8 protein-coding genes are annotated in these 16552 nt (G+C 58.0%); 4 read left to right on the top strand and 4 right to left on the bottom strand.

Annotated features, from left to right (window positions below; all coding sequences use genetic code 11):
• Window positions 1-3 precede the first annotated feature (3 nt).
• Window positions 4-8274 (top strand): DUF5801 repeats-in-toxin domain-containing protein, encoded by an 8271-nt coding sequence (locus BLO50_RS19410; RefSeq protein ID WP_279615027.1) that lies wholly within the window; start codon window positions 4-6, stop codon window positions 8272-8274.
• A gap of 77 nt (window positions 8275-8351) precedes the next feature.
• Here the strand turns inward: BLO50_RS19410 and BLO50_RS19405 are convergent, their stop codons facing one another.
• Window positions 8352-9236, bottom strand: a complete 885-nt coding sequence (locus BLO50_RS19405) for a DUF6685 family protein (protein ID WP_090255931.1) — start codon at window positions 9234-9236, stop codon at window positions 8352-8354.
• 225 nt (window positions 9237-9461) lie between these two features.
• On the opposite strand from BLO50_RS19405, the gene BLO50_RS19400 reads away from it, so the two are divergent.
• Together BLO50_RS19400 and BLO50_RS19395 are read left to right on the top strand one after the other, a co-directional pair.
• Window positions 9462-9683: a DUF2835 domain-containing protein gene (locus tag BLO50_RS19400; RefSeq protein WP_090255930.1), complete on the top strand. Its 222-nt coding sequence runs from the start codon at window positions 9462-9464 to the stop codon at window positions 9681-9683.
• A gap of 80 nt (window positions 9684-9763) precedes the next feature.
• Window positions 9764-10792 carry a quinone-dependent dihydroorotate dehydrogenase gene (locus BLO50_RS19395; protein ID WP_090255929.1) on the top strand — a complete coding sequence of 343 codons (1029 nt, stop codon included), beginning with the start codon at window positions 9764-9766 and terminating at the stop codon, window positions 10790-10792.
• 162 nt (window positions 10793-10954) lie between these two features.
• Here BLO50_RS19395 and rmf read toward each other — a convergent pair whose 3' ends face one another.
• On the bottom strand, window positions 10955-11170 hold the full coding sequence (gene rmf / locus BLO50_RS19390; RefSeq protein ID WP_090255928.1) for a ribosome modulation factor: 216 nt from the start codon (window positions 11168-11170) through the stop codon (window positions 10955-10957).
• A 425-nt stretch (window positions 11171-11595) separates the two neighbouring features.
• Between rmf and rlmKL the strand changes: the two genes are divergently transcribed.
• Complete coding sequence (rlmKL, locus tag BLO50_RS19385; protein ID WP_090255927.1) at window positions 11596-13869, top strand: bifunctional 23S rRNA (guanine(2069)-N(7))-methyltransferase RlmK/23S rRNA (guanine(2445)-N(2))-methyltransferase RlmL; 2274 nt, start codon at window positions 11596-11598, stop codon at window positions 13867-13869.
• Between the two features lie 33 nt (window positions 13870-13902).
• On the opposite strand, the gene mnmC is transcribed toward rlmKL, so the two are convergent.
• Both mnmC and greB read right to left on the bottom strand, forming a co-directional pair.
• A complete protein-coding gene (mnmC, locus tag BLO50_RS19380; protein ID WP_090255926.1) occupies window positions 13903-15882 on the bottom strand; it encodes a bifunctional tRNA (5-methylaminomethyl-2-thiouridine)(34)-methyltransferase MnmC2/FAD-dependent 5-carboxymethylaminomethyl-2-thiouridine(34) oxidoreductase MnmC1 in 1980 nt (659 codons plus the stop codon).
• Between the two features lie 11 nt (window positions 15883-15893).
• Window positions 15894-16391, bottom strand: a complete 498-nt coding sequence (greB, locus tag BLO50_RS19375; protein WP_090255925.1) for a transcription elongation factor GreB — start codon at window positions 16389-16391, stop codon at window positions 15894-15896.
• Window positions 16392-16552: the final 161 nt, after the last annotated feature.

Genomic DNA, 16552 nt, shown 5'->3' with positions numbered 1-16552 from the left:
GAACTGAGCGGCGACGATGTACCGAGCGGCCTGTTTGCGGTGGACGCCAGTGCCCCATTGGGCAAAGGCGAACAGATCGTCCTGAACCAGCTGGGTAACGTGATTACCGGCAGTGCCGGTGGCGTGGCGTATTTCACCCTGACCATCGACCCGGTCAGTGGTGAAGTGACCCTGGAGCTGCTGGACAACCTCTGGCACGACGACACCGCCGATGCCGATGACAGCGAAGTACTGGCCCTGACTGAAGGTGCACTGCTGCTGACCCAGACCGTAACCGACGACGATGGCGACAGCGACAGCGCCTCGATTGACCTGGGTGCAGCGGGTGTCTTCAGCTTCGAAGACGATGGCCCCGTGGCTGGCAAGACTGCGGCAGCGGTTGTTCTGGATGATGAGGGTCTGCTTGGCGGCATAAATGGTGGCCCAGGCGATGTTGCCGGCGCTGCTACCAGCACCAATGGGAATTTGGCATTCAATGCCGGTGCCGATGGCCTCAAATCCATCGCGCTCAGCGGTCCGCTGAACTTGGGCTCGGAGGCCGTGACATCCAGCTGGGATGCTCCTTCCAATACCCTGACGATCAGCTCTGTCCGCGGGGCATTGCTGACAGTGGTGCTCACTGACCCAGCCAGCGGCGCCTACACCATCAACTTGTTGAAGCCGCTGATGCACCCCGTGAGCGGCACCGAAGACGATATCACCCTAAACATCGGTTACACGGTGACTGACGGTGATAACGACTCGGCTACTGGTTCATTGGTTGTGACGATCGATGACGATACCCCGACCATTCAGGCCGGGAATATTGGTGTGACTTCCTTTGTCACCTTCCAGGGCACCGATGCGGGCTTTAGCAACTCCTATGGTTACTACAACAAGGCGCCAGACGGTTCACCGCTAGACGGTAAAGTGATTTGGGCCAACGTACATGATCAGTCGGTTGGCGATGTGGCTGATCTCAGTGGCCTGGATCCAGCCAATACCGGCTTCTTTATCATCCCTAATGGCGGAGCCAATGCAGGCCTGGCTAACGGCTCAATTGTGACCTTCGAGTTTGTTGCAGGTCAGTGGCAGGCTCAGCTAGGTGGTGTGCCGCTAGTGGGGGCAGACGGTGCCAATGTGCTGTTCAGTGATGCCAGCCTGAATCCTGGTGGCTCGCATTTGCAGGATACCGGCAACGCAGGTAATCAGAACTGGGAGGACAAAACACTCACCTCGGATTACGACTACAACGATGTCGGCACCAATGTCACCTGGGGTTCTGCACTGCAGGTTGATGAGTCGGCCTTCCATATAGATGCCACGGCTAATTTCAGTGGTGTTTTCAACGTGCAGCCTGGGGCTGATGGCCTGCAAAGCCTGACCTATAAGCTGGCCGTGCAGAATGCCAATTCGGGGTTGGTGGATACCGAGACCAACCAGTCGGTAGTGCTCAGCTTGAATGGTACGGTTATCGAAGGGCGTACCTCGGGTAGCAATCAGTTGGTGTTCACCTTGAGTGTTGATGCCGCTGGCACGGTCAAGCTGGATCAACTGCGAGTCATTGTTCATCCAACAGGCGATCCAGATGAAGCCAAGTTCCTTGGCGCGGGGCATGTCAGCTTGAATGCCGTCGTGACCGATGGAGATGGTGACCAGGCCAGCGCCAGCCTTGATATTGGTAAGGTCATCAGCTTTAAAGATGACGGCCCAAGTGTGCTACCGAATGGCTTGGTGCAACTCGACGACGACGCCCTTGCCAACGGTATCCCGGGCGGCACGAATGATGACGTTGATGCACTAAACGTCAGCGGTACGCTGGGGCTGAACTTCGGTGCTGACGGTGCCGGTACCGTGAAATGGCTGGATTCCGGAGCACCGGGCGGCTTCACCTATCAGGCAAGCCCGGATGGCTCACAACTGTTGGTGAAGCAAGGCGCTACCACAGTGCTGACGCTGACGCTGAATACCGCTAGCGGTGCTTACACCGTCACTCAGAACGCACCAATCCAGCATGCCAATGCTGATTTGGAGAACAACCAGGCCTTTACTCTGAACTATCAGGTAACCGACAAGGACGGCGACAAGGCTGAGGGTACGTTGTCGATCAATGTCGACGATGACACCCCGTTAGCTCGCAATGACGTCGCCAGTGTGGCGGCCAGCCAAGACCAAGACTTCAACGTTGCCTTTGTGCTCGACTCAAGTGGCAGCATCGACAACAGTGCATTCAACACGATGATGAATGCGGTGAAAGCGGCGGGGCAGGAGCTTTTTAATGGCACCAATGGTGATGTGAAAGTCACCATCGTGGCGTTCTCCTCTAACTCAGTGTCTTACCCGCCAGTGACCACCCTGGCCGCCTTTAATGCACAGGTCGACAGCATCATTGCCAATCGTCCGTTCAGCGGCGGTACTGATTTCACTGACGGCATTCAGGAAACTATGGCGACTTACGTGCCTGTTTCGGGCGCAAGCAACCAAGTGTTCTTTATCAGTGACGGCAACCCGAATGAACAAACGGGTACTGGTGGCAATTCCCTGGATGATGTGACTGCCGCTGCCTGGAATAACTTCGTCGACAGCAACAGTATTAATGTCACCACCATTGGGGTGGGCGATGGGATTAATCTGCCGCGGTTGCAGGATGTCGATCTGGATGGTGCTGGCGCACCGATTCTTGTGGGTAACTTCGATGACCTTATCGATACCTTGCTGGGTCAAATTGGCGCATTAGTCAGCGGCAATGTCCTGCTTGGCAGCGACAACGCTGCAGGTGGCGGTGACGATGATAGTTTCGGTGCCGATGGCCCAGGCTACATTCAATCCATCGTGATCAATGGCATTACGTATGTATGGGATGGGGCTGGCGTTATCGATCCGAGCAGCGGGCCGAATATTGTTGGTAGCCAGCTGACTGATATAGCGACTCCTGAAGGTGGCACGCTCGATTTCAACTTCAGCACGGGCGCTTGGACCTACCAGGCCCCCTCGAATGTGCTGGGTGATAAAACTGAGACCTTCACCTACAGCATCGTGGACAAGGACGGCGATACATCGACTGCTACCTTGACGGTTTATGTCGAAGACAGCAGCCCTGTTGAAGGCTACGTCGATGAAGATAACCTGCCTACTGGCATCATTGACCCAGATTCAGTGACCGATGTTGCCACTGGTTCGGTGGCATCGCTGGTGGTGGGGCCGGATGCCGGTGCGCAGTTCACCCTGTCGACTGCGCCAGCGGCTCTTGGCGGTATTACGCCTGCCAGTTCAGGCGGTGTGGCGTTGGTCTACAGTGTGCTCGGCGATACCCTGACCGCTAAAGCGGGTGCAACGGGCCCTGTGGTGTTCACCCTGCAGGTGGCCAGTAATGGCGACTACACGTTCAATCTGGACAAGTCCCTGGATCATCCACTTGATGTAAGCAATGACGCGCAATTGTTGACGCTGGACTTCAGCAGCATTCTGTTGGCCAGCAATGGGGTTAACCCACTGGTGTTGTCTGGTGGCTTCCTGATCCATGTCGAAGATGATATCCCGCTGGTTGATGCAAGCTTGAGTGGCCAGCTGCCGGCAGGGCTCAATACTCAAGATGCACAAACCACCGGAACGAATACCGACACTGCGAGCACTAATTTCAGCGGCGCCTTCTCGGCGGCTTCAAATCATGGTGCTGACGGTCCTGGCGTCGTGTCGTGGAGCTACTCGCTCGGCCTGCTGGTTGCTGAAGGTGCTCTGTCTGGCCTGAGCAGTAACAACCTCACCGTCAAATTGTATGAAAGCGGTGGCGTCATTACTGGTTCGACTGCGGGTAGCGAAGCAGGGGTAAATGCCAGCAACACCGTGTTCACCCTGGTGGTTAACGGCGCTGGGCTGGTGACTCTCAGTCAGTTTGCTGAAATTGATCACAAGCCAGGTGGCGCAATCAGTAATTACGATGTACAGGAAGCTATTCTGGCTTCCAATCTGGTTGGGCTTACCGGTACGGCGAGTATCACTGACTATGACGGTGATACGCACGTTGATAGCGCGGTACTGGATCTGGGCGGCAAGGTGGCTTTCGATGATGACGGTCCCAGTATCAGCTTGGGCTTTGGTACCAGCCCTGTACCGGTACTCAACACCCAGGATTCTCAGACCCTCGGCACGGCGTCAGATACAGGCAGCGCAAGCTTCAGCTCGGCGTTCTCGATCACTGCATCAAGTTATGGCGCAGATGGCGCGGGTGCGGTTGTAACCGCTTACAGCATGACCCTGATTGCGCCAGAAGGAGCCTCGTCTGGCTTGAGCAGCGATGGGGCAACGATCTACCTCTATGAGAACGCTGGGGTGATTACCGGCTCTACCTCAGCGAGCGAGGCAGGCGTGAATGCCAGCAACAGTGTCTTCACCTTGTCGGTGAATGGCACCGGGCAAGTGACCCTGACCCAGCTCAAGGAGATCGACCATAACCCAGGTGGCGCAACCAGCAACTACAGCGCACAAGAAGCCGTACTTGCGAGCAACCTGGTTGGTTTGAAAGCCACCGCCACCATCACTGACGGTGACGGCGATACTGCAACCGCTAGTCAGATACTGGATTTAGGCGGCAAGGTGGCCTTCGATGACGATGGTCCTAGCGTCAGTGCCGCAGCCCCTGCTAATAACAGCCTGCAAGTAGATGAAAGTGACCTGCTGAGTGATGTCACAGCCAATTTTGGCGGCTTGTTCAGTGCTAACTACGGCGCGGATGGTGCAGGTACTACGGTCTATAGCCTGAGTGTCAGTGCATCTGGTGTCGACAGTGGTTTGGATGACTCTGCCAGCGGCAGCAATATCCTGTTGTACAACGAGGCCGGTGTGATCGTGGGCCGTGTAGGCGGTGTTGCCGGTAGTGTTTCTTTCACCGTGTCGGTAAATGCGAGCGGTCAGGTCACACTGGATCAGCAGCGGTCGATTATGCATACGCCGAACACCACTGCCGATCAGGAATCCAGCCTGGCTTCCGATGGCTTGGTGAAGCTGAGCGCTACCGTTACGGATGGCGACGGGGATATCGCCGTAACCACTGTAAACCTGGGCGGTGCTATCAGCTTTAAAGATGATGGCCCTACCACCAGCAGCAATGCCACTGTTCAGCTGGACGATGATGCCCTGGCCAACGGCATCCCGAGCGGCACGGGTGATGACAGTCCAAACTCGGTCAATACCAGCGGTACGCTCAGCCTCAACTTCGGTGCAGATGGTGCAGGGACCGTGCAATGGCTGACCAGCGTTGCACCCAGCAGCTTCAATTATGCGGCAGGTCCTGGGGGCTCGTTGCTGATCAGTCAGGGTGCATCCTTGGTGCTGACTGTAACCATGAACAGCGCCACCGGTGCCTACACCGTGACGCAGAACGCATCGATCCAGCATGCCACGGGCAACGCGGAGAACAACCAGTCCTTTAACTTGACCTATCAAGTCACTGACAAGGATGGCGATACCGCTACTGGCACCTTGGCGATCAACGTCGACGACGATACGCCGTTGGCGCAGAACGATTTCGCCTCGGTAGTCGAAGGCAGCGGTGAGGATTTCAACGTCGCCTTTGTGTTGGACTCCAGCGGCAGCATTAGCAACAGCGAATTCAACACCATGATGAATGCGGTTAAGGCGGCTGGTCAGGCGCTCTTTAACGGCACCAGTGGCGATGTGAAAGTTACTGTCGTGGCGTTCTCCTCGGACTCGCTGGCCTATGCCCCGGTAACCACGCTGGCGGCCTTTAATGCGCAGGTCGACAGCATCATCGCCAGTCGTCCGTTCAGTGGTAACACGGACTTCACGGATGGTATTCAGGAAACCATGGCGGTTTACAGCCCCATCTCGGGCTGGAGCAATCAAGTATTCTTTATCAGTGATGGCAACCCCAACCAGCAGACCGGCACTGGTGGTAACTCATTGAGCGATGCCACGGCGACTGCCTGGAATAACTTTGTTGATAGCAATGGCATCAACGTCACCACTATTGGCGTCGGCGATGGCATCAACAATGCCCGTTTGCAGGACGTCGATCTGGATGGCAGCGGCGCTCCGATCTTGGTTGCTGATTTTGATGACCTGATCGACACCCTGCTGGATCAGATCGCCGGCGGCGATGTCAGTGGCAATGTGCTGCTGGGCAACAACAATGCGGTGGGCGGTGGTGATGATGCGTTCGGTGCCGATGGCGCTGGCCGGATTCAGTCCATCTCAATCAACGGCATTACCTATGTGTGGGACGGCGGCGCCATTATCGACCCCAGCACTGGACCAAACATTGCGGGCAACTCACTAAGCAACATCACAACCGCTATGGGCGGCAAGCTGAGTTTCAGCTTCGCCACCGGAGCCTGGAGCTATGTAGCCCCGGTATCGGTTACTGCCAACTCCAATGAGGTATTCACCTACACCATCCTGGACAAAGACGGCGACCCTTCCAGTGCAAACCTGACGGTGACCATACTCGACGTTAATCAGGCACCCAGTGGCAGCGATGCAACTCTCAGCGTGCTCGAAGACGGCAGCAAAGTATTCTCCGGCGCTGACTTCGGCTTTAGCGACTCGGACGGCGACAGCTTGATGTCGGTGAAAATTACCGCGTTTAGTGGCGCTGGTTCGCTTAGCTATAACGGTGGCGCGGTGCCTGCAGAGATCGCCGTTGGCAATCTTGGTTTGCTGGTGTTCACGCCGGCCGCAAATGCTAACGGCAATGGCTACGCCAATATCACCTTCCAGGTGCGTGACAACGGTGGGGTTGGGAATGGCGGTACGGATCTTGATCCGACGTCGAATCAACTCACTATCAACGTGACACCCGTCAATGATGCACCGGCGGCAACTATCACCAACGCGAGCTACAACGCCACAGAAGGCAGCAGTTTGGTATTGAGTGGTACTGGCATGTCGGTGGGGGATATTGATGGCGGAACAGGGCTGAGGACAGTCACTCTGGCAGTTTCTCAGGGCTCCTTAACTGTCACTGCGGGCAATAGTGGTATTGCCAACCTCAGCGGTAGTGGCACCTCGCAAGTAACATTCAGAGGTACCCTCACGCAGCTGAACAACCTGCTGGGTGGTATCGATACGGGTGGTGGTTCCGCCGGCAGCATCAGCTACAGCGCGGTCAATGCACCTGCGCTGGCCGCGACACTGTTACTGATGATCAACGATGAAGGCCAAGTTGGCGGCGGTGCACTGAGTGTGCTCGATACGGCGACTATCAACATTACAGCGACCGGTGATAGCACTAGTACCAGTGGTGATGCTGTTCGCACTAACGTCGGCAACGTTTCTGTGGCGATACCTGAATGGGCCTTGCTGTGGGACGACAGCGATCCGGATGGCCGCCTGGATATCAGCGGCATCAGCTCGGTCACCGGTGGTGTCGGCTCGCATACGGCCGGCACCAGCTACTATGGTGCGGTGAACTTCAACGACAACAACGGGAATGGGTTCCTCGGCAGTAGCAATTCTGACTTCAACTATACGGCGTCCTCAGGTGGCGGAGATAATAACACCTCCACGGTAACGATCACGCTGGATACCAGCGGCGATCTAGATGGCACAAGCAGTGCTGACATTTTGGTGGATGGTTTGAGCGGCGCCCATACCCTTAATGGCGGTAATGGCAATGACATCCTGATTGGCAACGATGGTAACGATGAGCTCAACGGAGACAACAACAACGACTTGCTGGTCGGAGGCAGTGGCGACGATGCCCTTAACGGTGGCACGGGTACTGATACTGCTGGGTATTTCGATGCCATTAGCGGCGTAACGGTGGACTTGGGTATTGGCACAGCTCAGAACACCGGGGGTGCTGGTTCGGATACGTTGAACTCCATTGAGAACCTTGTCGGTTCGCGTTTTGGCGATGTTCTGACCGGCACCAGCGGCAACAACTCGTTAGTAGGTCTTGACGGTGACGACATCCTGATTGGCAGTGGTGGTAGCGATACGCTGACCGGCGGTCAGGGTGCTGATACCTTTAAATGGCTGCTAGGTAATACAGGCACCACTACGGTGACCGACTTTGCTAAAGGCGTTGACTCACTGGATCTGTCTCAGTTGCTGGTCGGTGAGGATGATACTGCCGGCAGTTTGAGCCAGTACCTGACCTTTGCCTTCAGCACCAACACCACGATAACGGTGGATGCTAATGCTGGAGCTGGTGGCGGAACAGGTCAAACCATTGTGTTGGAGGGGATCAACCTGCAAGCCGCTTATGGCGCCATGGATGCTGCCGGTGTGATATCGGCGATGTTGGGAGATGACAGCCTCAAAGTAACGGTCTGATCTGCGTGCAGATGATTAACCCGCTGCCGTAAAGGCAGCGGGTTTTTTATGTTTTTAGAATGGAGAAGCCAGCGGAATTAGCGCTGCACCTGCAATTGCTTTAAATAGCCCACCACATCCGGCGCACCGGCCAGGCGCAGGCCTTCACCAAGGGCTGTGGCCTCAGTTGAGTGCTTGGGCAACAGGAGAAACTCGGGCGAGCCAGGGCCGCCCAGCAGAGATAGGCGCGCGTAGGGCAGGCCGTTGTCCAATAGCAACGCCATAAAAGCTGGGTCGCTCCAGGCCGTATTGGGCATGCCCAGTACGTGGTAGTGCTGTTGCAGGTTACTGAGCCCTTTATCGCTCAGTCGGTAATGGCTGAGTTCTGCCGGCAGGTTAACCTCCAGCTCACGCCGGCGTGCATAGGCGATGGCGCAGGCGAAGGATTCACTGTGGTGTTCACCCGTCCAGAACACTCGCTCCCCCCGCCAACTGGCTTGGCGCAGGTTGATGGGTTCGCCTGCGAGAAAGCGCGGTAGCGCCAAGCTAATGGTTTTGACGAAGTCTTTGTAACTGATGATGCGCACTTGGCGGCACGGTTCACTGGCAGCGAAGACTTCAAAGCTGGTATGGCAGGCTTGCTGAGGATTGCAGGTCGATAGGCCATCGATCATGCGCAGGTCGAACGAGGTCAATTGCTGTTCTTGCGCTTCAATCACCCGCACCAGCATGGCGTGAGCTTGCGCTTTGTCTTCCTGGACTGGGCCTGAGAGTGCGCTGCGGGGCAGGTCTATCAGACGGTGTAGCTGTGGGCCGTCTTGCCAGCAGATGCTTTCACGCACTTGCGGTAGAGGGCTGAAGGGCAGGCGCAGGTGGCTGGCGCGCTCGAGGATCTGGCGTTGTCCACGGCCGATAAGGCCTAGTCGTTGCGCTAAGGCACCGAGGCGTGAGCTGAGGGTGGAAGGCTGCTCAGACAGACTCATAGCCAGGTACGAACTCCGAAATCACCATTGCCAGTTTGGCAGAGCCCGCGCAGCCCTGCACAGGCATTATCGGCCATGCCGACAGGTTTTTTATGGCCTGCCATTCCGGGAGGCCACGCTTCGGACCGTCGCTGCGCGAGGTAAAAAATAGCTCCCAGCCATTTTTTACCGGGCCGGCACGCGGCGTATGGCAAGATTGCTGCAGTCAGTTGCAAAGGTGCCTCCATGCCCAGTCTGGTGTTTGATATTGCGTTATCGGCCGAGCGCTTACGTGTGGTCTATCAAGGGCGTGCCAACCGGATATTAGTGCAAAGTCGCGATGGACGGAGTGTCAGTGTGCCGGCTCACCATTTTCGGCCATTTCTGACCCATGACGGTGTCTATGGTTCCTTCGAGCTCGAGTTCAGCGCGGCCGGTGAGTTACTCAGCCTACGCCGCTTGGGCTGACAGCACCGTGTGCCTCGCCTATCAGGGGCGCAGCCGGCTATAATCGCGACCTTTGTAACTTTATCGAGCTAAGCCTGCCCATGTATACCCTGGCCCGCGAGCTGCTGTTCAAACTTTCCCCCGAAGCCTCCCATGAACTGTCCATCGACTTGATCGGTGCCGGCGGTCGTCTGGGGCTTAACGGTTTACTGACCAAGAGCCCGGCCGCGCTACCGGTCAAGGTAATGGGGCTGGAATTCCCCAACCCGGTCGGTTTGGCTGCCGGCTTGGACAAGAATGGCGACGCCATTGATGGTTTTGCTCAGTTGGGCTTCGGCTTTGTTGAAATCGGTACAGTAACGCCGCGGCCACAGCCCGGTAACCCCAAGCCACGTCTGTTCCGCTTGCCTGAGGCCGAGGCGATCATCAATCGCATGGGCTTCAACAACCACGGCGTCGATCACCTGCTGGCCCGTGTGCAGGCAGCCAAATACAAGGGCGTGCTGGGCATCAATATCGGCAAGAATTTCGATACGCCGGTCGAGAACGCAGTGGATGACTACCTGCTGTGCCTGGACAAGGTCTATCAGCACGCCAGCTACGTCACCGTTAACGTCAGTTCGCCAAACACCCCAGGCCTTCGCAGCCTGCAGTTTGGCGACTCGCTCAAGCAATTGCTCGAAGCTCTGCGCAAGCGTCAGGAAGATCTGGCTGCACAGTACGGTAAGCGTGTGCCGCTGGCGATCAAGATCGCCCCGGACATGAGTGATGAAGAAACCATCGAAGTAGCCAATGCGTTGGTTGGCGCCGGCATGGATGCGGTGATTGCCACCAACACCACACTGGGTCGCGAAGGGGTGCATGGTCTGGAATGTGCCGATGAGGCGGGCGGCCTGTCCGGCGCACCGGTGCGTGAGAAGAGCACGCACATTGTTAAGGTGTTGGCCAGTGAGTTGAAAGGCCGTTTACCGATCATCGCCGTGGGCGGGATTACCGAAGGCAAGCATGCGGCTGAGAAGATCGCCGCCGGTGCTAGCCTGGTGCAGATTTACTCCGGCTTTATCTACAAGGGCCCAGCATTGATTCGCGAAGCGGTCGATGCGATTGCTGCGCTACCGAGCAAGTCGTAAACAATAAAAATGGCCGGGAGGCATTTTAAACGTCGCGTAGCGATGGCCAGAAGGTTTGCCGCTCATGGAGGGCAGGCAATAAAAAGGGCTCCCTAAAGGAGCCCCTGGGCTCGCGCCCGCCGCTCGGATGGAGCGCGCATGGTGAGTCGGTAGGTTCCTGAATCAGCCGACAGCGTGAAGTTCGTTGAGTCGATGGATGCCGGCTGTGCCGGTCATGCCGTCCCAATTGTCACCGCGGCCTTCGCGCCAGCCGTTTAACCAGGCTTGGCGGACAGAGGGGAGGGTGAATGGACAGAGTTCGCGGGATTTACCACTGATGCCGTATTGATAGCCGCGCAAAAAAGCTCTTTCTAACGGATCACGCTTAAGTCTTCTCATAGGGTGTAGCCCTCAATGTTGACTGTTATGTCCCTTAGACCTTGAAGCAAGGTCAGGCAGAAACGTTCTGCCTACGGAGTCCGCTGCCGGCGTCGCGAGCCTCCTTGCCAGCACCGTTGCAGTGCTGGCCTGGGTAGATTTCTAACCAATGCGCGGGTGCCTGTGAATGACCGTTTCGTCATAAGGCCGTAACGTTTTTGAGGGTCGTGCCATAAGGCATTGCGTTGGATACCCTGTTTTTTCGCTGTAACGCCTATGCTGTGGGCGTATGCGTAAGGTGTACTGGTGTTGTGCTATCGCGAATGAATTGCGATTGAGACTGTTGTTTATTCCGACGAAGGGTCGCGCTTAGACGCTTCGTCACTTATTTTGGCCGTGCCGATTTGTCGGTGCGCCGTTGATTGCCTTAGGCACTGGAAACTCCCATGTCGGATCGTTACGAACTCTTCCTCACCTGCCCCAAAGGCCTCGAAGGCTTGCTGCTTGAAGAAGCCAGCAGCCTCGGCCTTGAAGAGGCACGTGAGCACACCTCGGCCATCCGTGGCATGGCTGACATGGAAACCGCCTACCGTCTGTGCCTCTGGTCGCGTTTGGCCAACCGTGTGCTGCTGGTGCTCAAGCGATACAGCGTGCAGGACGCCCAGAGCCTTTACGAAGGCGTGCTGGAGGTTGATTGGTTTGAGCACCTGGAATCCACCGGCAGCTTGGCTGTGGAATTCAGCGGTAACGGCTCAGGCATCGACAACACCCATTTCGGTGCGTTGAAGGTTAAGGATGCCATCGTCGACAAGCTGCGCCTGAAAGACGGTACGCGGCCTTCGGTGGATAAGATCAACCCCGACCTACGGGTGCACCTGCGTCTGGATCGCGGTGAGGCGATTCTGTCTATCGATCTCTCTGGCCATAGCCTGCACCAGCGCGGTTACCGCCTGCAGCAGGGCGCTGCACCGCTGAAGGAAAACCTCGCAGCCGCCGTATTGATCCGCGCCGGTTGGCCGCGTATCGCGGCAGAAGGCGGCGCACTGGCTGACCCGATGTGCGGTGTTGGCACCTTCTTGGTCGAGGCCGCGATGATCGCCGCCGATATCGCGCCGAATATGACCCGTGAGCAATGGGGCTTCAGCAAGTGGTTGGGCCATGTGCCGGCTTTGTGGAAGAACGTGCATGCCGAGGCCGAAGAGCGCGCAGCAGCGGGCATGGCTAAACCACCCCTGTGGATTCGCGGTTACGAAGCCGACCCACGGCTGATTCAGCCGGCTCGCAATAATATTGAACGCGCAGGCATGAGCGATTGGATCAAGGTCTATCAGGGCGAAGTGGCGACCTTCGAGCCGCGCCCGGATCAGAACCAGAAAGGTTTGGTGATCTGTAACCCACCCTACGGCGAGCGTCTGGGTGATGAAGCCAGCTTGCTGTACCTCTACCAGAACCTCGGCGAGCGCCTGCGTCAGGCGTGCATGGGCTGGGAGGCGGCGGTATTTACCGGTGCGCCAGACCTGGGCAAGCGCATGGGCATCCGCAGCCACAAGCAATACGCCTTCTGGAACGGTGCATTACCGTGCAAGTTGCTGTTGATCAAGGTGCAGCCCGAGCAGTTCGTCACTGGCGAGCGCCGCACCCCTGAGCAGCGCGAACGTGAGCGCGAGCAGGCCGAAGCTGACAAATCCCCGCTGGAGCCGCTGGAGCGCCAGTACAACAAGAACGGCAACCCGATCAAACCAACTCCGGCACCTGCATCGGTGGTCGAACAGGCGCGCCTGAGCGAAGGCGGCCAGATGTTTGCCAACCGCCTGCAGAAGAATCTCAAGCAGCTGGGCAAATGGGCGCGTAAGGAAGGCGTTGAATGCTACCGCCTGTACGACGCCGACATGCCGGAATATTCCATGGCGGTGGATTTGTACGGTGATTGGGTGCACGTGCAGGAATATGCCGCGCCCAAGTCCATTGATCCGGAGAAAGCCAAGGCGCGTATGTTTGACGCTATTGCCGCGATTCCGCAGGCGCTGGGTGTCGACAAAAGCAAGGTGGTGATCAAGCGCCGCGAACGCCAGAGTGGCACCAAGCAATACCAGCGCCAAGCCACCCAGGGGCAGTTTCTGGAAGTCAGCGAAGGCGGCGTGAAGCTGCTGGTCAACCTGACCGATTACTTGGACACCGGCCTGTTCCTCGATCACCGCCCGTTGCGTTTGCGCATTCAGAAAGAGGTCGCCGGTAAGCGCTTCCTCAACCTGTTCTGCTACACCGCTACCGCCACCGTGCATGCAGCAAAGGGTGGCGCGCGCACCACCACCAGCGTTGACCTGTCGAAGACATACTTGGACTGGGCGCGGCGCAATCTGTCGCTCAATGGCTTCTCCGACAAGAACCGTCTGGAGCAGGGCGACGTGATGGCCTGGTTGGCCGAAGACCGTGGAGAATACGAGCTGATCTTTATTGACCCGCCGACCTTCTCCAACTCCAAGCGCATGGAAGGCATCTTCGACGTGCAGCGCGACCATGTGCAGCTGCTCGACCTGGCCATGGCCCGCCTGACCAAAGACGGGGTGCTGTATTTCTCCAATAACTTCCGCAAGTTTGAGCTCGATGAGAGCTTGGCCGCGCGGTATCAAGTGGAAGAAATCAGTGCATCGACTCTGGATCCAGATTTCGCCCGTAACCCGAAAATCCATCGCGCCTGGCGTTTCAGTCTGCGCGGTTGACCCGTGAGCGCGCCTGCTGACAGGCGCGTCGGGTTAAGCCTTGTTGCGGATCAGCGCCCGCAAGGCGAAGCGGTTGGGGTGGCAGGCCTGTGCCACATCGGCAGGCACGGGCAGCGGCTCGTTATTCAGCCAGGCGGCGATCAGCTCACCGGACAGCGGTGCGGTAATCAGGCCGCGTGAGCCGTGCCCGCTGTTGATATACAGGCCTTCGAGCCAGGGGCAGGGCGTATCCGGTACCTGGCGGGCATCCTTGCTCAGCACCGCATAGGCCTCGGCAAAGGCGGTGGTATCGGCCAAAGGGCCGACAATTGGCAGATAATCCGGGCTGGTGCAGCGAAAGGCGGCGCGGCCTTGCAGGTGTTCGGGATCGAGTGCCGCAGCATTTAGTGCGCCGCAAAGCTCGGGCGATATCTCGTCCAATAACTGCAGGTTGCTTGCGTGATCGGCGCTGTTCAGCGTCAGATTATCACTGTTGAAATCAAAGCTCGCCCCCAGGGTGTGTTCATCCTGGCGCGCCGGCGCGACGTAGCCCTCGGCGCATACCACGGTGTTCAATGCGCGACTGGCTGCGGTGGCTGGTAAGCGAGTGATCTGCCCGCGAATGCGTTTAAGCGGTAAGCCTGCGCTTTGGGTAAACCCCTTGATCTCGGTGGCACTGGCCAACACCACCACGCTGGCGCTGGCCAGCAGCTGCTTGTCATTCCAGGCTTGCCAGCTATCACCGTCACGGCGCAGCTCCAAGGCCTCCTGATGCAGTCGCAGTTGGATGTTCGGCTGCTGGCTGAGCAGTGCGCACAGCGCCGGTGGATGCACCCAGCCCGCTTCGGGGTAGAAAAGGCCGCCAGCGGGCAGGGTTATGCCGGCTTTGGCTTCGGCGGCGCTTCTGTCCAGGTTTGTCAGTAGGTCGGCGGGGAAGGCAGCAGCAAGCTGCGCCTGGCGTAGCGCTTCCTTGACATCGAAGGCCAGTTGCAGCACGCCGCAGTTGTCCCAGTCCGTGCCTTTATGCAGCTGTTCCAGTAGCCGGCGGGTATGGCCATAGCCGCTGACGATCAGGCGTGACAGCGTGGTGTGATGGGCCGAGAGCTTGAGGTAGAGCACCCCTTGCGGGTTGCCTGAGGCTTCCTGGGCAATGGCGCCGTGCCGCTCCAGTAGGGTGACCTGCCAGCCGCGTTGGGCCAGGCTGGCGGCAGTAGCGCAGCCGGCAAGGCCTGCGCCGATCACCAGTGCGCTGCGCTCGCCAACCGGCTGCTGTGGGCGGGCAAACCAGGGCTTTTCGGCTGTTTCAGCTGTACCGATAAAGCCGCCTTTTAGCACTTCCCATTTTTTTCCCAGCCCCGGTACGCGCTTCATCTTGAAGCCCGCCTCGTTCAGGCGGCGGCGTACATAACCGGTACTGGTAAAGGTGCCGAGGGTGGTGCTGGCATGGGACAGCCGGGCCAGTTCGGCGAACAACTCCGGCGTCCACATATCCGGGTTTTTCGCCGGCGCAAAGCCGTCGAGAAACCAGGCGTCGACCTGAGCATCCAGTTGCCCAAACAGCTCACGTGCATCGCCAATCAGCAAGGTCAGAACAATGCGCCCGTCGGCAAATACCAGGCGCTGAAAACCTGGGTGCAGCGCCACGTACTGCGCCAGCAGCTGTTCGGCATAAGGCGCCAGTTCTGGCCACAGCGCCAGTGCGCGCTGCAGGTCAGCACAGTTCAGCGGGTACTTTTCCACGCTGACAAAATGCAGGCGCGCAGTTGCCGTGGCGTGCTGCTCGAACAGCTGCCAGGCACAAAGGAAGTTCAGTCCGGTGCCGAAGCCGGTTTCGCCAATGACCAACTGCTGATTGGCCGTCAGCGCGGCGAAGCGTTCCGGCAGCTGGTTGTTGGCGAGAAACACGTAGCGGGTTTCGGCCAGCGCGTTCTCGTTGGAGAAGTACACGTCGGCGAATTGGCTGGACAGCGGCTGGCCCTGCTCATCCCACTCAAGGCGGGCTTGCTGGGATGAGGTCTCTGGGGCGGAGGGCATGCTTGGCTCGGTCACAGGTAGTCGATCGCGACGATGTACCAGGTTTTCTCGCCAGTTGGCGTCTGTACCCGTACTTCGGCGTCCAGGCTTTTGCCGATCAGGGCGCGTGCCAGGGGCGAGTCGATGCTGATCAGGTTGTTTTTCAGGTCCAACTCATCCGGGCCGATGATGCGGTAGCGCGATTCAGCACCGTCCTCATCTTCCAAGGTGACCCAGGCGCCGAAGTAGACCTTATCCGGGGCACTGGGCCGGGCGCTGACCACCTTGAGGTTTTCCAGGCGCTTGGTCAGAAAACGTACGCGGCTGTCTATTTCGCGCAGCATCTTCTTGCCGTAGGTGTATTCGGCATTCTCCGAACGGTCGCCCTGGGCAGCAGCCTCACTGACCGACTGGGTAACCTGAGGACGGCGCACATGCCAAAGCTCATGTAACTCGGCGCGCATGCGGGCCTCGCCCTCGGGGGTGATCAGGGCAGTGCCGGCGGAGCGGGGTGGGCGGTAGCGACTCATAAGAACCTATTTAACGTCTGCTGCGCGTCGGCCCTGCTGCGTTAGAAACAGGCTCGGAAGGCTCATGTACAAAAGTACACTCCGCTTCCTCGCCTGTTTTTGCCTTGCAGGACTCTAGCTCGCAAGACACTAAACAGGTTCTCGGACGGCTGAGAAAGGTG

The sequence above is a fragment of the Pseudomonas peli genome, assembly GCF_900099645.1.
GTDB classification, from domain to species: domain Bacteria; phylum Pseudomonadota; class Gammaproteobacteria; order Pseudomonadales; family Pseudomonadaceae; genus Aquipseudomonas; species Aquipseudomonas peli.
Note: the sequence above shows the minus strand (reverse complement) of the source record. Positions and strands in the feature narration are given on the sequence as shown.